General features: G+C 63.3%; 20 protein-coding genes. 8 read left to right on the top strand and 12 right to left on the bottom strand.

All coding sequences use genetic code 11. The features are described from left to right. Positions 1-31: 31 nt before the first annotated feature. The gene (locus OEG82_RS19270) at positions 32-523 is read right to left on the bottom strand and encodes a DUF1499 domain-containing protein (RefSeq protein WP_267613984.1); all 492 of its coding nucleotides are present in this window, start codon (positions 521-523) and stop codon (positions 32-34) included. A 52-nt stretch (positions 524-575) separates the two neighbouring features. Next, a complete protein-coding gene (locus tag OEG82_RS19265; RefSeq protein ID WP_267613983.1) occupies positions 576-1,748 on the bottom strand; it encodes a PQQ-dependent sugar dehydrogenase in 1,173 nt (390 codons plus the stop codon). A gap of 127 nt (positions 1,749-1,875) precedes the next feature. On the opposite strand from OEG82_RS19265, the gene OEG82_RS19260 reads away from it, so the two are divergent. Beyond that, the gene (locus OEG82_RS19260; protein ID WP_267613982.1) at positions 1,876-2,385 is read left to right on the top strand and encodes a hypothetical protein; all 510 of its coding nucleotides are present in this window, start codon (positions 1,876-1,878) and stop codon (positions 2,383-2,385) included. On the opposite strand, the gene OEG82_RS19255 is transcribed toward OEG82_RS19260, so the two are convergent. Then, positions 2,372-2,623, bottom strand: a complete 252-nt coding sequence (locus OEG82_RS19255; RefSeq protein ID WP_267613981.1) for a hypothetical protein — start codon at positions 2,621-2,623, stop codon at positions 2,372-2,374. The genes OEG82_RS19260 and OEG82_RS19255 overlap by 14 nt on opposite strands. 106 nt (positions 2,624-2,729) lie before the next feature. Beyond that, positions 2,730-3,668 carry an EAL domain-containing protein gene (locus OEG82_RS19250; protein ID WP_267613980.1) on the bottom strand — a complete coding sequence of 313 codons (939 nt, stop codon included), beginning with the start codon at positions 3,666-3,668 and terminating at the stop codon, positions 2,730-2,732. A 218-nt stretch (positions 3,669-3,886) separates the two neighbouring features. On the opposite strand from OEG82_RS19250, the gene OEG82_RS19245 reads away from it, so the two are divergent. Beyond that, on the top strand, positions 3,887-5,089 hold the full coding sequence (locus OEG82_RS19245; protein WP_267613979.1) for a pyridoxal phosphate-dependent aminotransferase: 1,203 nt from the start codon (positions 3,887-3,889) through the stop codon (positions 5,087-5,089). Between the two features lie 73 nt (positions 5,090-5,162). On the opposite strand, the gene OEG82_RS19240 is transcribed toward OEG82_RS19245, so the two are convergent. The 4 genes from OEG82_RS19240 to trxB all read right to left on the bottom strand — a co-directional run bounded on the left by OEG82_RS19240 (position 5,163) and on the right by trxB (position 9,397). Then, positions 5,163-5,567, bottom strand: a complete 405-nt coding sequence (locus OEG82_RS19240; protein ID WP_267613978.1) for a DUF2177 family protein — start codon at positions 5,565-5,567, stop codon at positions 5,163-5,165. Between the two features lie 113 nt (positions 5,568-5,680). Beyond that, positions 5,681-6,616, bottom strand: a complete 936-nt coding sequence (locus tag OEG82_RS19235) for a diacylglycerol/lipid kinase family protein (protein WP_267613977.1) — start codon at positions 6,614-6,616, stop codon at positions 5,681-5,683. Between the two features lie 855 nt (positions 6,617-7,471). Then, complete coding sequence (locus OEG82_RS19230) at positions 7,472-8,368, bottom strand: LysR family transcriptional regulator (protein WP_267615012.1); 897 nt, start codon at positions 8,366-8,368, stop codon at positions 7,472-7,474. A 54-nt stretch (positions 8,369-8,422) separates the two neighbouring features. Beyond that, a complete protein-coding gene (gene trxB, locus OEG82_RS19225; RefSeq protein ID WP_267613976.1) occupies positions 8,423-9,397 on the bottom strand; it encodes a thioredoxin-disulfide reductase in 975 nt (324 codons plus the stop codon). 285 nt (positions 9,398-9,682) lie between these two features. Here trxB and OEG82_RS19220 point away from each other — a divergent pair, with 285 nt between their 5' ends. Next, positions 9,683-10,153 (top strand): Lrp/AsnC family transcriptional regulator, encoded by a 471-nt coding sequence (locus OEG82_RS19220; protein WP_267613975.1) that lies wholly within the window; start codon positions 9,683-9,685, stop codon positions 10,151-10,153. A gap of 36 nt (positions 10,154-10,189) precedes the next feature. Here OEG82_RS19220 and OEG82_RS19215 read toward each other — a convergent pair whose 3' ends face one another. The 3 genes from OEG82_RS19215 to OEG82_RS19205 form a co-directional block, all read right to left on the bottom strand. Next, complete coding sequence (locus OEG82_RS19215; protein WP_267613974.1) at positions 10,190-11,284, bottom strand: glycosyltransferase family 4 protein; 1,095 nt, start codon at positions 11,282-11,284, stop codon at positions 10,190-10,192. Between the two features lie 31 nt (positions 11,285-11,315). Then, on the bottom strand, positions 11,316-11,792 hold the full coding sequence (gene greA, locus OEG82_RS19210; RefSeq protein ID WP_267613973.1) for a transcription elongation factor GreA: 477 nt from the start codon (positions 11,790-11,792) through the stop codon (positions 11,316-11,318). 356 nt (positions 11,793-12,148) lie between these two features. Further along, positions 12,149-12,793 (bottom strand): MliC family protein, encoded by a 645-nt coding sequence (locus tag OEG82_RS19205; protein WP_267613972.1) that lies wholly within the window; start codon positions 12,791-12,793, stop codon positions 12,149-12,151. A gap of 359 nt (positions 12,794-13,152) precedes the next feature. Between OEG82_RS19205 and OEG82_RS19200 the strand changes: the two genes are divergently transcribed. The 5 genes from OEG82_RS19200 to OEG82_RS19180 all read left to right on the top strand — a co-directional run bounded on the left by OEG82_RS19200 (position 13,153) and on the right by OEG82_RS19180 (position 17,745). Then, positions 13,153-14,199 carry an endonuclease/exonuclease/phosphatase family protein gene (locus OEG82_RS19200; RefSeq protein ID WP_267613971.1) on the top strand — a complete coding sequence of 349 codons (1,047 nt, stop codon included), beginning with the start codon at positions 13,153-13,155 and terminating at the stop codon, positions 14,197-14,199. Positions 14,200-14,313: 114 nt separating this feature from the next. Further along, positions 14,314-15,675 (top strand): NAD(P)/FAD-dependent oxidoreductase, encoded by a 1,362-nt coding sequence (locus OEG82_RS19195; protein ID WP_267613970.1) that lies wholly within the window; start codon positions 14,314-14,316, stop codon positions 15,673-15,675. A 115-nt stretch (positions 15,676-15,790) separates the two neighbouring features. Next, positions 15,791-16,144, top strand: a complete 354-nt coding sequence (locus OEG82_RS19190; RefSeq protein ID WP_267613969.1) for a hypothetical protein — start codon at positions 15,791-15,793, stop codon at positions 16,142-16,144. A gap of 102 nt (positions 16,145-16,246) precedes the next feature. Beyond that, a complete protein-coding gene (locus tag OEG82_RS19185; RefSeq protein ID WP_267613968.1) occupies positions 16,247-16,705 on the top strand; it encodes a DUF1772 domain-containing protein in 459 nt (152 codons plus the stop codon). 44 nt (positions 16,706-16,749) lie between these two features. Beyond that, a complete protein-coding gene (locus OEG82_RS19180) occupies positions 16,750-17,745 on the top strand; it encodes a M23 family metallopeptidase (RefSeq protein WP_267613967.1) in 996 nt (331 codons plus the stop codon). A gap of 108 nt (positions 17,746-17,853) precedes the next feature. On the opposite strand, the gene OEG82_RS19175 is transcribed toward OEG82_RS19180, so the two are convergent. Then, the gene (locus OEG82_RS19175; protein ID WP_267613966.1) at positions 17,854-19,086 is read right to left on the bottom strand and encodes a DUF2235 domain-containing protein; all 1,233 of its coding nucleotides are present in this window, start codon (positions 19,084-19,086) and stop codon (positions 17,854-17,856) included. Positions 19,087-19,588: the final 502 nt, after the last annotated feature.

The raw sequence follows: 19,588 nt of genomic DNA, 5'->3' as shown, positions 1-19,588 counted from the left end.
GTTGCCTGCGGAAGGGGGCGGAGCCTTGCGGTCAGCCCCCAGCCAGCAGGGCTTCGAGCCGGGCGCGGTTCTTGCCCAGGTCCGACTTGCCCAGTTGCGCGCGGGCATAGGCCATCAATCCGGTCTTGCCGTCAGCCATGGCCACGGCCTCGAGATGGATCATGTCGGGAAACCGCATCAGCGGCGAAAAAGTGACGAAACGTGCCTTGGCCGGGTCGCTGCCGTCATCCAGCCGGCGGGCAAGCGGGTCGGTGGCAAGGAGCTTTTGCGCCAATCGCTCGATTGCGTCCGCCGGGCTGTCGTCCATCGGCGCGACGGTGAAATCCGGATCGGCGCAGAGGCCGGGCGTGCAGGCAAGCGCGTCATTGGGCGAAGGACTGCGTGCATTGATGCTGAAATCGCGCGGGCCTGTATCGGGAGAGCCGGCGATCATCTGCCAGGCGCGTTCCCTTCCGATCAGCACAAAGGCGATCAGCACCGCGGCGACGAGCGCGACGGCGCCGATGAGAATGGTTTTGAGCATGGGTATTCCCTTGTTGCTTCAGGCGCCTGGCCCGGGTCGCCCTGAGCGCGTGCTAATCGGCCGGGTCCGGCGTGCGCGACAGCCGCAGAATTGCGCCATCATCCTCGTCGGTGACAATGAGCACCGACCCGTCAGGGGCCACGCGGACATCGCGGATCCGGCCATAGGTTCCCTTCAACAGCCGCTCCTCGCCCAGCACTTCGCCGGTTTCACCGTCGAGGTCAAGCCGCACCAGCAACTGGAATTTCAGCGCCGCTACCAGCAGGTCTCCGTCCCATTCGGGAAACATCTCGCCGCGGTAGACAGCCATGCCGCCCGGCGCGATCGAGGGGTCCCAGTAGTGAACCGGTTGCTCGTATCCCTCGGCGGCGGTGCCGATGCCGATTTCCGCGCCGGAGTAATGGCGGCCATAGGAAATCTCCGGCCAGCCGTAATTGCGCCCCGGTTCCGGACGGTTGACCTCGTCGCCGCCGCGGGCGCCGTGTTCGACCGCGTAAAGCACGCCGGTTTTCGGGTCGATGTCGATACCTTGCGGATTGCGGTGGCCCTTGGACCAGAGTTCGGCCGCTCCGCCGCCGCCGGCATAGGGGTTGTCCGCCGGAATCGATCCGTCGGTTCCGATCCGCAGCACCGCGCCGGCGTGGTCGTTAATGTCCTGCGCCCGCTCGCTTTCGCCGCGATCTCCGATGGTGAAATACAGCGTGCCGTCATCGGCGACCGCCATGCGCGAACCGAAATGCCGGTCGACATTGGTGAAGCGGTTCATCCGGAAGATCTCGGTGACATCGGTAAGCGCGGTGCCGTCTTCGGAAAGGCGGGCGCGGGCGATCGTCGTGCCGTAGCCGCCGTCGCCGCTGGTGCTGTAGCTGAGGAAGATCGTGCGGCTGGCGGCGAAATCATCGGCCAGCGCGATGTCGAGCAGGCCGCCCTGGCCGAAGGCCGCAATCTCGGGCAGGCCGGTGACCGGCGCCGAAACCTTGCCGTCACGCAGCACCCGCAAGGCGCCGCTTCGCTCGGTGAAGAGGATCGCGCCGTCGGGCAGCGGTTCCACGCCCCGGGGATGATCAAGTCCGGAGGCGAGCACCTCGACATCGACGCTGACCTCCTGGGTGGGAACGGTTTCGCGCGCCGAAGCGGGGGTGCCGGCAGCCAGCAGGCCAAATACCGAGAGAGCGGCAAGGGCCGAGACGAGATTGCGGGGTGTCAAAATGGTGTGATGGGGCATGGGGCACCTCTTTTCGCGGTCTGGACCTGATCTGTGCCATCCATATGGGGCGTCTCCAAGGCGGGAAAACCCCCTTGAGCTGCAAGCTCTCGCGTGACGGGCGAAAAATTAGGGTTACACTTCCGGGATGCACCCCGTCGATTCGCAGATTGAGTCCAAGGCAACAGGCGCTGTCCCGCATCCGCGGCGACGGCTTGCCCGGCGCGCCAGCGCACCTGCGCTGTTCCTGCCGGGCGTGATCGTGGCCGCGGGTTATGGCGGATTGTGGCTGTTTCTGTATCTGGACAGCCGCGGCGATGGCGCCTTGGCCCGGGTCAGCCTGCTTGTTCTGGCCATCGGCGTGCCGCTGCTGCTGGCCCATGCCGGGCTGCGGCTGTCGACCACCAGGCTGACGCTGCGCGGGGCTCATCTGGAGGCGCATCCGGGCTTTCCGGCGCGCGATCCGGTGATCGTCGCCTATCCGGCCATAACCGGGATGTCGCTCCGCCGCGGGCTCTCGGGCTGGATCACCGGCGCGGGGTCGCTGGTGATCGAACGCGAGGTCGGCCCGCCGCTGGTCATTCCGGGACTGTTAGATCCCGATGCCGCGCTTGCCGAACTGGCAGCCCACCGGGCGGCCTTCGTCAGGACGGATTGACGCGACCATTGGTGCCCTCGCCATAGGACTGCAGCGGGTGCTGCGGCGGCTGGGTCTTGTGGATGGCCGGGCTGTGGTGCTGAAAGCCTGTGGCGGGTTGCGCCCGCGCCTGGATGACCAGCACGAACAGCAGCAGCAGGCATCCCAGCAGCGCCATCAGCGCGATCCTGACAATGGTGACGCTTTCGCGTCGGGCCGGTTTGAAAAGCAGAAAATCGTCATCTGGAAGCATTGTCATTCCCCGTTATGTATCATTCGGGGACAGATAGCCTCGGGAACGCGTCGCCAATCAGACCGGATTGTGGCAGCTCCGGTTTTTTGTGGTGGCAAGATTGTGTTTCGCGTTAACGGTGCCGCTTGCCGAAGGTTGCGGTGCGGCGCGGCGCAAATGCTGGCGGCACCAGCGGCGCGGCATAGACCGGAGCCGCGACAGAGGCAACTGCCGAGGCCTGCACAAGGTGGGCGGCCATGGTCATGTCCGGCACGTCCTGTTCGGGGAACCGGTCATCGAATGTGCGGGGGACGATTTCCGGCCGCGCCAGTGCATAGCCCTGCATCAGCGGCACGCCGATCTGCTGGCAGAACTCGACCTGGTGTTCCTCTTCCAGCCCTTCGAACAGCACGGTTATGCCGCGTTCGACGAATTGCTCGACCATCAGCTTGAGCAGTCCCATACCGGCCGAGGTCTCGGTGAAGCGGCGCACCCAGGCGGCGTCGAACTTGAGCACGTCCGGCTTGATCTCGTCGACCCGCTTGCTGTCGGAATCATCGGCGCCGAAGTCATCGACGGCAATCTTGAACAGCCGCGAGCGCAGGCCTGTCACCAGCTCCATGAGCACTTTTTCGTCGCCGGAGCCCTGTTCGGTGATTTCGCAGACGATGCGTCCGGGACGCAGGCCGGCCCGCACCGTGAATTCGACCATGCGGTCGACTTCGGATTCGATGTCGGCGACCCCGTCGAACAGGCCGGGATTGAAATTGATGAAGAGCCGGGCCTTCTTGCGGCCGAGCTTGCCCATGTTGAGAATGTGCAATTCCCGGCACAGCGTGTCGACGGCGAGGGAATCGCCCTTTTCCACCAGCGAGAAGAAGTGACCGGGAGAGACCGGCTCGCCGCCGCGCTGGGCGCGGATCAGCGCTTCGAAGGCCTCGATGGTCAGATGGCCTTCGCTGTTCTGGCTGAAGATCGGCTGAAAAGCGGAGCGCAGCACAAAAGGACCATAGGAGGTTGTGTAAAAGCCTCGGTCATCCTGCAGAAAATGCGGCTCGCGGCGCTCAGACATTGCGCGTTCGTCTCCGGTTGTGGCGGACACAGGACGCGACCTATGCCACAAATTTCTTTCCCTGAGGTTAAAACCTTGTCCGATTGTGCCGTCTCAACCGGAATTCTCCCGTCCCCGCCGGACCACGGCTTGCATCGGTGGCCTCATTGCGACATAGAAAGCGACGGGCGCGGGCGCCGCGTCCCCTGCATTTTCGTCTTAGCACCGGAGCGCATTCCATGGCCTTTCTCGCCAACGCCCTTTCCCGGGTCAAACCATCCGCCACCATTGCCGTCAGCCAGAAGGCAAGGGAACTCAAGGCCAAGGGCCGAGACGTCATCGGACTTGGCGCCGGCGAACCCGATTTCGACACTCCGGACAACATCAAGGCTGCGGCGATCGATGCGATCAACCGCGGCGAAACCAAATATACGCCGGTCTCGGGCATTCCGGAATTGCGCAAGGCGATTGCCGCAAAGTTCAAGCGCGAGAACAATCTCGATTACGACTGGCAGCAGACCATTGTCGGCACCGGCGGCAAGCAGATCCTGTTCAACGCCTTCATGGCGACGCTGAACCCCGGCGACGAGGTCATCATTCCCGCGCCCTACTGGGTCAGCTATCCCGAAATGGTGGCGATCTGCGGCGGAACCTCCGTGCCGGTGGCCACAACCATCGAGAACGGCTTCAAGCTTGCGCCGGCCGATCTGGAAGCGGCAATCACGCCGAAGACCAAGTGGCTGATGTTCAACTCGCCGTCCAACCCCTCGGGTGCGGCCTATACCGAAGCCGAGCTTAAGGCGCTGACGGAGGTGCTGCTGCGCCATCCGCATGTCTGGATCCTGTCGGATGACATGTATGAGCACCTGACCTATGGCGATTTCGTCTTCACCACGCCGGCCCAGATCGAACCGGCGCTGATGGACCGGACGCTGACCATGAACGGCGTGTCGAAAGCCTATGCAATGACAGGCTGGCGCATCGGCTATGCGGCCGGGCCGCTGGAACTGATCAAGGCGATGGACATGATCCAGGGCCAGCAGACCTCGGGCGCCTGCTCGATTGCGCAGTGGGCGGCGCTGGAAGCGCTCAACGGCACCCAGGACTTCATTCCGAAGAACAAGGAAATCTTCCGCGGTCGCCGCGATCTGGTGGTGTCGATGCTCAACCAGGCCAAGGGCATCCAGTGCCCGGTGCCGGAAGGCGCGTTCTACGTCTATCCGTCCTGCGCCGATCTGATCGGCAAGACCGCGCCATCGGGCAAGGTGATCGAGTCCGACGAGGATTTTGTCACCGAACTGCTGGAGACCGAAGGCGTGGCCGTGGTTCACGGCACGGCCTTTGGCCAGGGCCCGAACTTCCGGATTTCCTATGCGACCTCGGAAGCGCTGCTCGAAGAGGCATGCAACCGGATCCAGCGGTTCTGTGCAGCCCTGCGCTGATCATCAGACAACCGGGGCGGCAAGCGCCCCGGCATCCCTGTCACGGCCGCCTCAAGGGGCGGCCGTTGTCGTTTCAGACCCAGCGCAGCAGCCAGTAGCCTACGGCCGAGGCCGCGGCGGTGAGCAGGGTGCCCCAGGCAATGTCGACGATGCTCATCGTCAGCGGCCAGTTCTTCAGAGTCGACAGGTTGGTGATGTCATAGGTGCCATAGGCGGCAAAGCCGAGGATGGCGCCAAGCAGCAACGCGTCCTGCAGCGTGCCGGTGCGGGCTGCAGCGGCCGAGGCGAGGATGACGACCGCGGCCGAATACATCACGTAAAACAATGCGGCTATGCCAAGACGCGGTGAGTCGAGCATCATGTCGCCGAGCTGGCGGCTGTAAAAGCCCCCGGCGACCAGGCCGAGCCAGACGGCGTCGACGGCGAGGATGAAGGCCGCGGTTCCGCCCCATGCTTTCAGAAAACCCTCCGGGATCATGGCGCCACCTCCACCGTCGGGGCTTGGCAAAGCCAGGGCAGGGCAACAGGCGGCTTGGTGTCGGGTTCGGTCATGGGAAGGCCTCTCTGGGTGATTGGATGCCTTCCTGTACGTCAGGCGGCGACAGACGGATCAGCCGCGACCCTTTCCGCATAGGCCTTCGGCACCAGCACGCTCAGCGCGCCGGCATGGCAGATGCATTCCACCTCGTCCTCCAGCGGGATGATCTCGCCATCGATCGCCGCCTTGGTGCCGCCGCGAAGATTGGGAAAGCGCAGGGTGACCTTTTGCGCCTTCTCGACGCTCATGTCGGGATCCTCATTGAGCTTGCCCATCACCGCATGCAGGGTCATGCGCAGGATCGAACCGGATTCAAGGGCGCGCGAGCGGTAGACCCCGAGCACGCCCTCGTCGAGCACCGCAGCATAGGACAGCGGCGTTTCCCCGAACAGATTGTTGGAGACCGAGACGACCGAGACCCGCTGGGCATCGCGCCTGTCGCCGGTGTCGATCTCGACGCCGAAATGGGGCGGCTTGAGGATGATGCGGCCGAAGGTCTTGATGGTCGACGAGATCTTGCGCAGTCGGGTAGAGGTGTCGAGTCGCGAGCGCTGGTGCACCAGGCGGGCGTGCAGACCGACCGAGAACTGGTGCACGAAGGGGCGGCCATTGGCCGTGGCGATGTCGAGTTTGCGGGTGTCGGCTTCGGCCAGCGCATCGAGCGCGTCGGTGGGGTCCAGCGGCAGGCCGAGGCTGCGCGCAAACAGGTTCATGGTCCCGAGGGGCAATACGCCCAGGGTCTTTCCGGATTTGAAACAGGCCGCTGCGGCGGCCGAAATCGTGCCGTCGCCACCGCCTGCGACAATGGTGCCCGACTGCGTGTCGGCCGCCGCGTCATCGAGCGCGTCGACCAGTTCCTTGCCGCTGACCAGCCGCACCGTGCAATCGCCGAGGCCGGACAGCTTTTCCGCGGCCATGTCGCCGAATTCCGTGGCGTCCATTCCTCGAATGGTGCCGCCGTCCTGGTTGAGGATCATGGTGATGCGCATTGCGGCTCCGTGGACAAGGGCGAGACAGGTTGGCGCTCCGCAGGCCGGAGCTTCATGGCAATAAACATTATTACACGCAGTGTAGAACATTGCAGCGGGCATGAAGTTCCATCGCCCTTGGGAAGACTTGCATTTTACGTGGCGCCGCGCCGTGCGGATCACCTTGAAACAGCACAGCTTGCGGCCTCGAGCGGGCGAGCGTCCGGATCTGTGAAGGGGTTGCCCAGAGCGCGAGTGGCAGGGCAGCGGGTTCCGCGCAAAAAATGGGCCGCGAGATTGCTCTCGGGCCCAATAGGTATGAAGGTCAAAAACCTCCAGAGGGGAACAGCTCATGCGGCGGCACTGGGAGGAGTAGGCCGCCATAGTGCATTAGCTGCAGTCGATATGGTGCTTTATTGAGCAGTGTGCAAGGAAATGATGCGCATGGCAGCCATGCGATTCCTGCATGTGGCGGCATGGCGCGGCTGACCGGTGCTCGAGCCCCTATTCCGGGCTGCGGTGGGCGGCGTGGCAGGGCAGGGCGGGAGCATACGGTTACACTCCGGACTGCCTCATCACACCTCTTTGCGATGCGCGCAAAAAAATGGGCCTCGAGATTGCTCTCGGGCCCAATAGGTATGAAGGTCAAAAACCTCCAGAGGGGAACAGCTCATGCGGCGGCACTGGGAGGAGTAGGCCGCCAAACTGCATCAGCTGTAATCGATATGGTGCTTTATTATGCATTGTGCAAGGGAATGGTGCGCATGACAGCCATGCATATACTGCATAGCTGTCTCGTTTTGAAGCAACGCCGCCTGTCGCGGCCTTCGCCGTTGCTTGGTTGCTGCGGCCCGCCGCTGCGTAAGCGCTTCCGGTTCAATAACTCCAGGTGCGCGCCTTGGAGATCAGGAAATCGCGGAACGCCTTGAGTTTGGCGGCGTTTTTCATTTCCTCCGCATAGCAGAAATAGGTGTCGAAGGTGGGGATGTCAGCCGGGATGTTGAGCTGCACCAGCGCCAGGTCGCGATTGATCATGTAATCGGGCAGCAGCGAAATGCCGGCGCCATTGAGCGTGGCGCGCCGGACCGCCGGCAGGTTGTTGATCTGCAGATGCGCCATGCGCAGATTGTCGGGCGTGCGGCCGGCATGTTCGAGCCAGTTCACATCCATCAGATAGGCCGGAGCCGGTTCGCCGAAGGTGATGATTCGGTGGTTGTCGAGATCCTCGATGGTCTTGGGCTCGCCGTGCCGGGCGATATAGGCCGGCGAGGCGTAAACATGCATGTGCACGGTGAACAGCCGGCGCTGGATCAGGTCGGGCTGCTGCGGCAGGCGCAACCTGATGGCGCAATCGGCCTGGCGCATGTTGACGTCGAGCTCTTCATTGTCGAGCAGCAACTGCACCTGGACATCGGGATAGAGCGCCTGGAATTCCTGGACCTTCTCTGTGAGCCAGCCCTGGCCGAAGCCGACGGTGGTGGTGACGCGCAATTTGCCCGAGGGCCGTTCGCGGGTTTCCGTGAGCCGGTTCTTCACCGATTCGAGCTTCATCAGCACTTCATGCGCGGTCTGGTAGAGGATCTCCCCCTGCTCGGACAGGATCAGGCCGCGGGCGTGGCGGTGAAACAGCTTGGCGCCGATATCCATCTCGAGCGCCGATACCTGCCGGCTGATCGCCGATTGCGACAGATGCAGTTTCTCCGCCGCATGGGTGAAGGACCCGGCTTCGGCAGCCGCATGAAAAATGCGCAGTTTGTCCCAGTCGAGTGGCACCAAGATACCGTCCCCCTGGCCCGTTGTTCGGGCCTTGATCTGGCGCTGATGCGCCTATTCGGCGGCTTCCGCCTGCCTGACATGACCTGCCAGATACCGTTCGGCTTCCAGAGCCGCCATGCATCCCATGCCGGCAGCCGTCACCGCCTGGCGATAGATGTCGTCGGTCACGTCGCCGGCGGCAAATACGCCCGGGACATCCGTGGCAGTTGAATCCGGCGCTGTCCACAGATAGCCGTTGGATTTGTGCTTGAGCTTGTCCTTGAACAGGCTGACGGCGGGGGCATGACCGATGGCGACAAAGACACCGTCGATCGGCATGTCGGAAATGACGCCGGTCTTGCGGTTCTTGACCCGGATGCCGGTGACCGAGGCGGGCATCGGCGGCTGCGCCGGCGTTCCCAGATACTCGACCACTTCGGTGTCCCAGATGACATTGATGTTGGGCTTGTCGAACAGCCGCTGCTGCAGGATCTTTTCGGCGCGGAAGCCGTCGCGGCGGTGGATCACGGTCACCTCGGCTGCCAGGTTGGACAGATACAGCGCTTCCTCGACAGCCGAATTGCCGCCGCCGACAACCACGACCTTCTTGCCGCGATAGAAGAACCCGTCGCAGGTGGCACAGGCCGAGACGCCAAAGCCCATGAAGTCCTTTTCGGTGGGAATGCCGAGCCACTTGGCCTGCGCGCCGGTGGCAATCACCAGTGCGTCACAGGTCCACACCGCGCCGGAATCTGTGGTCACGGTAAAGGGCCGGTTGGTCAGCTCGACCTCGGTGACCAGGTCGTTGACGATCTCGGCGCCGACATGTTCGGCCTGTTTGAGCATCTGCTCCATCATCCACGGGCCCTGCACCGGATCGGCATAGCCGGGATAGTTCTCCACGTCGGTGGTGATCATCAGCTGGCCGCCCTGTTCCATGCCGGCGATCAGCACCGGGTTGAGCATGGCGCGCGCGGCATAGATCGCGGCGGTATAGCCGGCGGGGCCGGAGCCGATGATGAGGACGGGGACGTGGCGAGTGGACATGGACAGATCCTGAAACTGCTGTGGCGCGGCGCCAGTGTGGGCCATCGCCGGTGACGCATCAATGACGAATGTCCGCTTTGTGGCGGGCGCATCGTGATGCAGTGCGAATTGTCTCTCATTTAGGTGCTGGCAGGCATGGGTTTCAAGCTTGCAGGCGAGTTACGCACAGAACATCGCACCGGAAAGGCCGTGAAAGGCTTTACAGTGACTGCATGCTGACGCAATAAAGTTTCGCGAACCGGCCTCCTCGGAGCGAAAACCGGCGCTGAACACAGGAATGATGCCATGGCGATCAAGGCCGAGCTCGATGCGATCGATTTCAAGATCCTGCGCGAATTGCAAAATGACGGGCGTATGACCAATGTCGACCTGTCGGAACGTGTCGGCATCTCGGCGCCGCCCTGTCTCAGACGGGTGCGCAAGCTCGAACAGGCCGGAATCATCCGCGGCTACCGGGCGCAGCTCAACGCGCCCAGTCTCGGCTTTGACCTCGTCGCCTTCTGCATGGTCGGTCTCAAGCACCAGTCGGACGCCAATCTCAAGGCCTTTGCGGCGATCACCAAGGAATGGCCGATTGTTCGGGAAACCTGGATGGTCTCGGGAGAAAGCGATTTCCTGCTGCATTGCGTGGCGCGCAATCTCACCCATTTCCAGGATTTCGTCATCGAGGAACTGACCGCCGCCGACAATGTCGACACCGTGCGCACGCTGCTGACGATCCGACAGGTCAAGGATGAAGGCCTGGTGGCGCTGTAGCGGCCGGCGCGCCCGACGGCACCTTGCGCCTCACACTCATCCTTTCGACCACAAATCCTCATAAACTGCATTGATGGCGTCGGCTTCGGCCGCCACGCTGAAGGCCTGCACGGCGCGGCTGCGGGCGGCTTCGGCCATGGCGGCATGGCGTTTCGGGTCGCTCACGATGGCGATGACTTCGTCGGCGGCTGTCTGGATGTCGCCATCGGGAATGACCACGCCGGCCGTGCCATTTCCGGAAAACTCGCTGAACCAGCCGGTGTCGCTGGCCACGAAGGGCACGGCGGAGGCCATCGCTTCGAGCGGCGTGACCCCAAACCCCTCATAGCGCGGCAGCGCCACCAGCAGGCTGAGCCCGCGCACCAGGTCAGGCATGTCGTGCGGAGCCACTTCGCCGGGAAACAGGATCCGCTCGCTCAGTCCGGCAGCGGCAACCAGCTCCTTCAGCCGCGCCAGAAACGCCTTGTGCTCAGGCGCCGCCTTGCCCAGCACCAGCGCCGTGCAGCCGGGCAGGTTTGGCAGCGCTGCAATCATCGCCGCGACGAAGCGGTCTGTGCCCTTTTCCGGGCGGATGCGGCCGATGGTGGCGATGCCTGCAGTGCCCGGATAGGGATTGGCGGACCAGGCCTCGCTGCGTGAATCTGCAGGATGGTAGCGGTCGATGTCGACGCCGTGCGGCACCACGGCGCGAACGCCGGGCACGAAACCCGCGGCCTCGGGGGTGGTGGCGATCACCGCATCCATGCGCGAAATCAGCCAGCGCGGCACCAGGCTGTGGCGGCGCTGGGCCGCGGAGGTGAACACCAGCCTGACCGGCAGTTTCAGGATGTCGCGGGCGAAAATCCCGGCGCGCATCTCGCTGTTGCGGCGTACATGCCAGATATGGAAATGCTTGCCTGCGGGTGCGCTGCGCGACAGCCGCAGGGCCTGCCACAGCGTGATCGGTGCGGGACAGCCGGGCAGGGGCCCGCCCACCAGCCTTACATTGAAGCCGCTGACCTGCTGCCGCGTCACTGCCGCCGCCGTCGCCGAGACGCCGGTGAAGTTGCGGTGCAGATTGAGCACGAACAAGCCGTCCCGGCCGGCTTCGCCCGTGGGGTTTCCAGGGCTGCCGGCGGGGAGCTTGGTCATCAAAATGTCCGGGGCGGGCGCAGCGGGGCGATCAGCCCCACGTCACCGCGAGGATTTCATAGGCCTTGGAGCCGCCCGGGGCGACCACTTCCACCGAATCGCCGACGGACTTGCCGATCAGCGCGCGGGAAATCGGCGAAGAGATCGAAATCCGGCCTTCCTTTACATCGGCTTCCTGGTCGCCGACGATCTGGTAGGTCTTTTCCTCTTCGGTGTCCTCGTCCACCAGCTTGACGGTGGCGCCAAACTTGATGGTGTCGCCGGACAGTTTGGACAGGTCGATGATCTCGGCGCGGCCGACATAATCCTCGACCTCGCCGATGCGACCCTCATTGTGGCTCTGGGCTTCTTTCGCGGCGTGATACTCGGCGTTCTCGGACAGGTCGCCATGGGCGCGTGCTTCGGAGATCGCCTCGATGATCCGCGGCCGCTCGGTTTGCTGGCGCCAGCGCAGCTCATCCCGCAGCTTGGTATAGCCCGCCTGCGTCATCGGAACCTTCTCAACCATCGGTCTTAATCCTTGTCATGTCGTTCTGACGCCAGGTCAAATGGCGGCAGCACACAAAAATGAAACGGCCCCCGAAGCGGTCACTCCGTAGCCGTTCCTGTTTTTTCTTTCCTAGGTTTATCAAATCCGGTTGAAAATTTCACCTGAAAAAAATCGGGTGCTGCCTCGCTCCACCCGGAAAGACAATCACCGCCCGGCCGGGCGCGCGTTCCGCTCTTTTCGCCGTGCAGCCGCGGCAACGGAAAAGCCATGCTGCCGGGGTGATTGGCGCCGCGGATCCTGCCGCGGATGTGCCGTTGCGCCATTGCGCAGGATGCAGACCGGCGGCGGGCTGTGTGCCGCTCGCCGTCAACCGGTCAGTTGCGGCAGGTGTCCCTGGAGCCTCCCCATTCGAAGGAGGCATTGCGGCCCTTCATCGACACCGTCAGCCTCCCGTCGGAATAGCGCGTCCCGGAGCCGGACACGGTCTGCTTGAGGCGCATTTCCTTGCTTCCGTCGAGCGAAACGAAGGCGGTGGATGTATTGCCCCGGTTCCTGATTCGCACAACCAGCGGAATGCCTTCCGTACAGGTGAACCGGTAGACCCTGTCGTTGCTTTTCTGCTGTGCTGCCTGTCCGCCGGCCCTGCGGGTTGCGCCGACGATCTTGTAGATCGGTTGCATCGGCCCGCTGCCGTCGGAATAGAGCACAAGCTTGCGGTGGAGATCGATTTGCAGTCTGACATTGCGACCGCGATCGAGAAGATAAACCGACCAGTCATCGCGTTGGGTTTCCACGAAACTGTAGCTGCCATTGGCATTGCGCTCGGTCCAGCGTCTGCCATTGAGCGAGATCTTGCCGCCGGGATAGGTGATTTCCGTGACATTGCGGCCATTGACGCCCTTAAAGGCGATCTGCCTCAGCACGCTCGACTGCGAGATGCCGGGAATATCCGATGCCGCGGGCAGTGCAGCCGCAAAGGATGTACCGAGCAGAACCGTGGCCGGAACCAGCAGCGTCATGGCAACTTTCTTCGAAAAACAGTTCATCGCAATCCTCGCAAGCCAAAGTAACAGAAACATTTTTCAGATGCTGTCATCTGACCACGCGGATGCCATCCTGTAAACTACAGTTGAGCGGAACATGCCATCCGGCCGCATTCCGCCGGATCTGGATGGATATTCATGCGTTCGCGCAGGGACTTGAGCTGACTGTCCGGTGGTGGTTGGTAAAAAACTGATCTCACGCCGGACCGCAGTCTCACCGGGTCAGGGTTGCCTGTTTCCGGCAGCAGTGTTGCGGTCGGGCGCTGGTTGCGGCTTCGGCTGTCTCGACGCGGTCGCCCCGGCCTGTCACAGTGCGGGCCACAGGAGGGACCATTATGGCTGACATCAAGCTTGCAACCTTCAATCTTTATCATTTCGCGGCACCCGGCATCTTCTGGCACGAGCGCAAGCCGACGGCGACCTATTCCGAACTTCACTGGCAGGAGAAGAAGAACTGGCTGAGCGCCACCATCGCCGCGATGGATGCCGACGTGATCGGTTTTCAGGAGGTGGTCTCGCATGAGGAGCTGGGCGCGCTGATGGCGGAAAACGGTTATGAGCATTTCTTCTGCACCGGACATCCGATCTTCGACGAGGATGATCCCTCGGTCTATGTCAACGCCACGGTGGCGATCGCCTCGCGCTTTCCCCTTGTCAGCGCCCATCCGCTGTCGGGCGTTGCCGGTGTGCCGGACGACACGGTCATCGATGCGGATTTCAATTTCTCCCGCACTCCGGTCGACGCGGTGATCGACCTGCCGGGGATCGGCGAGACCCGCATTCTTGTCTGCCATTTCAAGTCCCAGGGCGCCTTTGTCGACGACGAGGACATCGACGTGCTCGCCGATTGGGGCGACAAGATCCGCACCACCTATATGCAGCGCGCCATGGCGGACGTGAACCAGGTGGCCAAGCGCGCGGCCGAAGCCGGCGCGATCTACCGCATCTTCCGGCAGACACTCGACGCCGATCCGGACGCGCCGGTGATCCTGCTTGGCGACCTCAATGAGAGCCCGGGCTCGCACACCATCTCGATCCTGACCCAGGCCGACCGGGTCTGGTCCTGGGGCAGCGTCGCGGCCAATGCCGTGCCCGAGGCATTCGCCTATCTCAAGCATGTCTACAAGCTCTATGACAGCTTCAACCTGGTGCCGATGCAGGGGTTGGTGCGGCCCAACACCCATGGCGGCATCATCGCCGGCTCGGTGCTGGACTATTGCGTGGTCTCCAACGGGCTCAATCCGAAGAATCCGCGCCGCCGCGGCACGGTGACCAAGGTCGAGGTGTTTGATGACCATTTCGAACTCGGCCCGCCCAAGGCCCGCTCTTCCGATCATGCGCCGGTGGTGACGACGATTGCCGTGGCCGACGGGCCGATTTGACGCGCCGGCGGGTGTAAGCTCTTGACTTGCACCGGGTCGGACCGGCAGGTTTGCGTTATGCCCCCGCTCTAAGCAGTCATGGGGAACCTGTCCCGTCTGTTGCCCGGAGCCTTCATGTCCTCTTCCCCTGCGGCGCCGATCACCGCTGCCTCGCCCATCCGTTTTTCCGATCCGTTGCCTGCCGAAGTTGATGTCGTTGTCATCGGCGGCGGCGTCATCGGGGTGACCACCGCGCTCTATCTGAACCGGCTCGGTCTCAAGGTGTTTCTCTGCGAAAAGGGCCGCATCGCCGGCGAGCAATCGTCACGCAACTGGGGCTGGATTCGCCAGCTTGGCCGCGACGAGGCCGAGCTGCCGGTGATGATGGAAGCCTCGCAGCTGTGGCAACAGCTCGATGCCGACACCGGCAACCGCACCGGCTTCCGGCGCAGCGGCATTCTGTACCTGTCGAGCACCGAAAAGGATCTGGCAAAGCAGGCTGGCTGGCTCGAGATCGCCCGCCGTCATCAAGTCGACGTGACGCAGCTCGACAGTGCCGCCGTGGCGGGTCTGGTCGACAGCGGCGCCGGAGGAAAGCGCTGGGCCGGCGGGCTGTGGTCGCCGAGCGATGCCCGCGCCGAGCCCTGGCAGGCGGTGCCGGCGCTGGCGGACCTGGCGCACAGCGAAGGTGTCAGCATCCGCGAAGCCTGCGCGGTTCGCACATTCGAGACCGCGGCAGGGCAGATCAGCGGCGTCCACACCGAGCATGGCTTCATCACAGCCTCGCAGGTGGTTGTCGCCGGTGGCGCCTGGTCGTCGCTGCTGCTCCGGCGCCATGGCGTGTCGATCCCGCAGCTGATTGTCGGCTCTAGCGTCGCCCGCACAGCTGCGCTGCCGCAAATCCTTGCCGGCAACGCCCATGACGAGCAACTGGCGTTTCGCCGCCGCGAAGATGGCGGCTACACGATTTCGGCGCTCGGCAGCCATGATCTGCTGATCGGACCCGATGCCTTCCGGCATCTGGGTACCTGGCTGCCGGTGGCGATGAAATCGCTCGGCGCCACCCGCTTCAGGCTGGCCTCGCCAAAACACTATCCCGATGCATGGAGTACCGCGCGGCGCTGGCGTGCCGACGAGGAGACGCCGTTCGAGCGCTGCCGGGTGCTGGATCCGGCGCCGGACCGCCGCCGCACCGAGATGGCGCAGCAGCGTTTCGCCGCGCGTTTCCCGGCATGCGGCAAGCCCGAAATCCTCAATGCCTGGTCCGGCATGATCGACGCCATGCCCGATGTGGTGCCGGTGGTGGACCGGGTGCCCGGGGTCGACGGGCTGATCGTCGCCACCGGCATGAGCGGCCACGGTTTCGGCATCGGTCCGGGTTTTGGCCGGGCGATTGCCAATCTCGCCGCCGGCCGGCCCACCGGGCATGACCTGTCGCGCTTCCGGTTTTCGCGCTTCAGCGATGGCAGAAGGCTGGTGCCGGGGCCGTCACTTTGACACCGCTTCCGCGATGCGTTTGCCGGGCGCGGCAATTGGAGTAGGCTAAGGATAAGCCGGGGTGGTATCCGTTCATGGATGTGCCGAGCGGCAATTGATGCAGGGAGCCTATCCAATGATCCGTCTGTTTTGTCTCACGAGCGCCGTTATGGCCCTTGCCGGCCCGGCCTCGGCTTTGCAGAAATTCGAGGAATACCGGATCATGGGAAACGAGATCCGCTCGGTCGAAATGGGTCCGCAGGAGGTCGAGGATCCGGCCACGCTGATTATCACCCTTCAGTCGGAGGGCGGCGAGTCCCGGCAGATCCTGCTTGAATCCGACGGCTTTCTCGACGACTGCATGCAGACCATCAATTACACCATCGGTGACACCAGCCGCTACATCCAGATCCGGGCTCACCTGACCGCCGACACGATGAATGGCGCTGTGATCACCGAATGCACCTCGGTGTCGATCCAGGGCTACTGACCGGATTTTTCCCGAGGCGGCGGCGCTGATCAGAATTTCTGAGTGACCGGATTGCGGAACCTTTCGGCCTCCCGCGCGTTCGCGTGCGAGGAGGTTGTTGCAATGATCCTCAGACCAGCTCAATTCGCCGCGCTGATCCTGACCGCCCTGGCCCTTGTCCCGTCCGGCGCGCATCTTCTTGAGCTGCCCAACAAGATCGGTCTGTCGCAGGCCGACTATTTCGTGGTGCAGGGCGTCTATCGCGGATGGGCGATGCTCGGACTGCTCTGGATCGCGGCGCTGATCGCCAATGCCGTCATGGCGTTCCTGGTGCGCCTACAGGTGCGGCCGTTCCGTCTTGCAATGCTGTCGACGCTGTGTTTTGCGGTGCTGTTCGCGATCTTCTTCATCTGGACTTTGCCGGCCAATCAGGCAACGGAAAACTGGACTCTTGTTCCCGCCGGCTGGGACTCGTTGCGGGCGCAATGGGAATATTCCCACGCGCTCAATTCCGCAGTCGTCTTCATCGCGCTGTGCCTGACATGCCTGTCGGTGATTTCGTGGCGCCCTGCGAACAGCTGACGGCCCGGCCGCCCACCGCTTCCCAATCAAGAAGGGAGATTTTCATGTTCCGCGCATTCCTCGTCTCCATGTTGCTCGTGATGTTCACCGGCGTGTCGCACGGGCAGGTCAACGGCCTCGAGCAGGGCCGGGCCCGGGCCGAGGCGTTTCTTGCCGGTGAGATCGCCCCGATCTGGGTGGCGATGACGCCGCAATTACAGCGCCAGCTTGGCACCCAGGCCGATCTCGTCCGCTTCCGTGAGCGGGTTCTTAACGATCTCGGCACCGAACAGGGCATCGAAGACGAGGAAACCGTTGCAACGGGGCAGGGGATGACCACCTACCGCCGGACCGCCAACTGGTCGCGCGCGCCAGGCTTGGTGTTGATGGAATGGACCTTTGATGCCGAGGGCCAGATTGCCGGGTTCTTCATCCGGCCGGTGCCGGTGGCTGCCAGCAGCCGTTTTCTCGGCTATCACACCCGCGCCGACATGCGGCTGCCGTTCGAGGGAACCTGGGATGTTGTATGGGGCGGGCGCAGCCTGGCGCTGAACTACCACGCCGCCGATCAGGGCCAGCGCTTTGCCTATGACTTCCTCGTCACGCGCGACGGCGCAAGCCACGGCGGCGACCCGGCACGGCTCGAGGCCTATCACTGCTGGGGCAGGCCGATCCTGTCGCCGGCCAGCGGCACCGTGGTGGCTGCGGCAAACACGCTGCCGGACAACGACATCGGGCAGCGCGACGCGGCGCACCCGCTCGGCAATCACGTCATCCTCGACATGGGCGCCTCCGAATTCGTCTTCCTTGCCCATTTGCAGAAAGGCAGCGTCGAGGTCGAGCCCGGCGACGAGGTGGTCGCTGGTCAGACGCTCGGCGCCTGCGGCAACAGCGGCAACAGCACCGAGCCGCATCTGCATCTGCATGTCCAGACCACGGCAATCCTGGGAGACGGCGAGGGGCTCCCGGCGCAATTTCAGGATTACAGCGCCGACGGCACGGTGTTCGAGCGCGGCGAACCGGTGAGGGGTCAGCGCATTGCCTCGGTGGAGGAAGAGTGACGCAGCACGGCTCGCTCCGCTGCCGGGGTTTGCGAGCACGCTGATATGCAAAGGCTGTTGACGGGCGCAGGTGTGCCGGGATTGACCCCGGCATCCGCGGTGCTGCGGTCAGGGACCGGCTGATGCGTTTCGCGTCGAGACCACCTGATAATTCTGCGGCAGATTGCGCGGCTTGTAGTCGGACCGGTCGCGGAGCCGCGTGATCACCGCCTCGTGCAGTTTGGCGCCTTCGGGAATCCGGCGCAGGTCGAATACCGGAAAATAGACCCGGCCGATCTGCAACTGGCGCCAGAACGAGGTTTTGGGCACCTTGCGCGGCAGGAACTCGACAAAGGCCCAGCCCGCATTCATCGAATTGTTGATCTCGGCCAGCGGGTCGGGACCAATATAGCGCTTGTGGCGCTTTTCGGCCTCGTCGCGGGCCAGATCCGCCGCTGCCGCGTCGCCGATCGGCGTGCCATGCGTGAGCAGCCTGAAAACCTCTTCATTGCCCAGCACCCCATGGGCGCAGGCCTCGCGATAGAGCCATTCCAGCGGTATCTTGGCCAGTCCGCTGCGGTCGTCGGGATGGCCGCCGCCGACATCGCCATGGCAGCCGGTGAACCAGACTTCCTCGAAATCCTGCGCGGTCTTTTCATAACTGCGGGTGCTGTGGGACCATTCCTCATAGTCCTGATCCGGCTCCCACAGGGAGGGCTGAAAATAGGTGCGCCGCTCGTCGATGGCGACGGCGTGACGGACGACCTTCACCCGGTCATTCCGGTTGGTATAGGCCTTCTGGGTGGTTGTCAGCCAGGGGAAGCCGGACTTGCTGTCGAACACCGAGGCCACGGTGTCCCACAGGCCGAGAAAGGCGATGCGGATTCCCGCGCCGCCCAGCACTTTCTGGAAATGGCTGATCTCGGCGGCAAAATCCTTGCTGCCGGGCTGGCCGAGCCGGCCATAGGCGCGCCAGGCATAGCGCACCAGCTGCAATTGCTCGGGCCGCACCAGCCCGAAAATGCGCAGGAAGCCGGCCAGCAGCCGCGCGGTATAGGCACCGCGGGAGAAGCCGAAAATATAGATCCGGTCACCGTAATCGAAGTTCCGGACCAGGAATTCATAGGCCTGCATCACATTGTCATCGATGCCGGCGCCGGTGGCCAGGCCCAGCACGATGCGGGTCTTGGACTTGAACCACTGCCACCAGCCGCTCAGTCCGAAGGTGCCGACGCCGGGCTGGTAAAATACCAGTTGCTGCTGCGACCGCTCAAGACTGCCATAGAGCCTGAGCACATTGGTGCGGTCGCCGGAAATCTGGTTCGACGTGCCATCGAGCAGGATAACGATGTTTTTGGCCATGATGCGGGCCTCCACCATCCGGACGATACGGGAAAAACCCGCTTTCAGCAATCAACGGGCGAAGCGGGTTGGTGCATCAAGATCGATGCGACGCACCAACCGAACCTCACGCCGGGGAAGCGGTCTGGCGGCGAATTCAGGGAGACTGCTATGCCGCCGCAATGCTGTCTGTCTGCGGACCGGGGATCGATGCCTGATTTTGTCTCATGTCCGGCCCGGTTTGACCCGAGGTCCTTGCGCGGCGGTCCGGTCTGTTCCGCCAGAAGATGTGTTTTTCATGAATTCCGGGAGACCCGGAGCACTGCAGATGTCGGGATAAGGGATGGGTGACGCCGTTTTGGTCCCTCCGGCAATGGTCACATGAAAATGCCAAAAATTCAACAGATCAGTTTGATATGATCTTGAGTGGTCGTCTCATATACTCTGAAATTCTCTAAAAACACTCAAATATAAGTGTATGTATTTGTGAATAACGGAAATTTTTTCCTTTTGATTGGATCAG

The sequence above is a fragment of the Hoeflea ulvae genome (genome assembly GCF_026619435.1).
GTDB classification, from domain to species: domain Bacteria; phylum Pseudomonadota; class Alphaproteobacteria; order Rhizobiales; family Rhizobiaceae; genus Hoeflea; species Hoeflea ulvae.
Note: the sequence above shows the minus strand (reverse complement) of the source record. Positions and strands in the feature narration are given on the sequence as shown.

Excerpts from the sequence above, each read along its gene's own strand:
- OEG82_RS19270 (WP_267613984.1), bottom strand. The coding sequence starts at position 523 with ATGCTCAAAACCATTCTCATCGGCGCCGTCGCGCTCGTCGCCGCGGTG.
- OEG82_RS19265 (WP_267613983.1), bottom strand. The coding sequence starts at position 1,748 with ATGCCCCATCACACCATTTTGACACCCCGCAATCTCGTCTCGGCCCTT.
- OEG82_RS19260 (WP_267613982.1), top strand. The coding sequence starts at position 1,876 with ATGCACCCCGTCGATTCGCAGATTGAGTCCAAGGCAACAGGCGCTGTC.
- OEG82_RS19255 (WP_267613981.1), bottom strand. The coding sequence starts at position 2,623 with ATGACAATGCTTCCAGATGACGATTTTCTGCTTTTCAAACCGGCCCGA.
- OEG82_RS19250 (WP_267613980.1), bottom strand. The coding sequence starts at position 3,668 with ATGTCTGAGCGCCGCGAGCCGCATTTTCTGCAGGATGACCGAGGCTTT.
- OEG82_RS19245 (WP_267613979.1), top strand. The coding sequence starts at position 3,887 with ATGGCCTTTCTCGCCAACGCCCTTTCCCGGGTCAAACCATCCGCCACC.
- OEG82_RS19240 (WP_267613978.1), bottom strand. The coding sequence starts at position 5,567 with ATGATCCCGGAGGGTTTTCTGAAAGCATGGGGCGGAACCGCGGCCTTC.
- OEG82_RS19235 (WP_267613977.1), bottom strand. The coding sequence starts at position 6,616 with ATGCGCATCACCATGATCCTCAACCAGGACGGCGGCACCATTCGAGGA.
- trxB (WP_267613976.1), bottom strand. The coding sequence starts at position 9,397 with ATGTCCACTCGCCACGTCCCCGTCCTCATCATCGGCTCCGGCCCCGCC.
- OEG82_RS19220 (WP_267613975.1), top strand. The coding sequence starts at position 9,683 with ATGGCGATCAAGGCCGAGCTCGATGCGATCGATTTCAAGATCCTGCGC.
- OEG82_RS19215 (WP_267613974.1), bottom strand. The coding sequence starts at position 11,284 with ATGACCAAGCTCCCCGCCGGCAGCCCTGGAAACCCCACGGGCGAAGCC.
- greA (WP_267613973.1), bottom strand. The coding sequence starts at position 11,792 with ATGGTTGAGAAGGTTCCGATGACGCAGGCGGGCTATACCAAGCTGCGG.
- OEG82_RS19205 (WP_267613972.1), bottom strand. The coding sequence starts at position 12,793 with ATGACGCTGCTGGTTCCGGCCACGGTTCTGCTCGGTACATCCTTTGCG.
- OEG82_RS19200 (WP_267613971.1), top strand. The coding sequence starts at position 13,153 with ATGGCTGACATCAAGCTTGCAACCTTCAATCTTTATCATTTCGCGGCA.
- OEG82_RS19195 (WP_267613970.1), top strand. The coding sequence starts at position 14,314 with ATGTCCTCTTCCCCTGCGGCGCCGATCACCGCTGCCTCGCCCATCCGT.
- OEG82_RS19190 (WP_267613969.1), top strand. The coding sequence starts at position 15,791 with ATGATCCGTCTGTTTTGTCTCACGAGCGCCGTTATGGCCCTTGCCGGC.
- OEG82_RS19185 (WP_267613968.1), top strand. The coding sequence starts at position 16,247 with ATGATCCTCAGACCAGCTCAATTCGCCGCGCTGATCCTGACCGCCCTG.
- OEG82_RS19180 (WP_267613967.1), top strand. The coding sequence starts at position 16,750 with ATGTTCCGCGCATTCCTCGTCTCCATGTTGCTCGTGATGTTCACCGGC.
- OEG82_RS19175 (WP_267613966.1), bottom strand. The coding sequence starts at position 19,086 with ATGGCCAAAAACATCGTTATCCTGCTCGATGGCACGTCGAACCAGATT.